This is a genomic window from Mesorhizobium sp. M7A.F.Ca.US.002.01.1.1, from assembly GCF_004022955.1.
In the GTDB taxonomy this organism is placed as follows: Bacteria; Pseudomonadota; Alphaproteobacteria; order Rhizobiales; family Rhizobiaceae; genus Mesorhizobium; species Mesorhizobium ciceri.
Window position 1 is genome coordinate 1 of the sequence record NZ_RZQE01001082.1, and the last position, 392, is coordinate 392.

1 pseudogene is annotated in these 392 nt (G+C 68.9%); it reads right to left on the reverse strand.

Annotation, left to right across the window (positions count from 1 at the left end):
- Positions 1 to 392, reverse strand: a pseudogene (locus EN932_RS37810) (precorrin-3B synthase); the annotation flags it as partial.

Genomic DNA, 392 nt, shown 5'->3' on the forward strand with positions numbered 1-392 from the left:
AGCCTTGTCAGGCAAGCGGCGGCGGTTTCACCTTGATATCGTGTGCTGCGGATCATCGCCGCGACGCGGCCGATGCCGCGCGCGGCGTCATAGCCCGGCCTGTAGCCGGCAGGAAGGGCCTTTGCCGTCGCGTTCACGACAAGTCCGGCTCCATTTTCGCCGCCGACGATCGTCAGCGCTGCCGGACCGGGGTGGGCGCAGCCTTTGGCACAGCCGGAAATGTGAAGGGTGAAGTCGAGGATGTCGGCTGTTTCAGCGGCTATCGTCTCGGCGATGTCGCGTGTGGCGATGCGGCCGGAGGCGCAGGCCGGCATGCCCGGGCAAGCGGCAATGCGCGTGCGCGGGTCGGTGGGGGCGATGACGAAGCCGAGGGGGGCGGCGGTGTGCTGGAG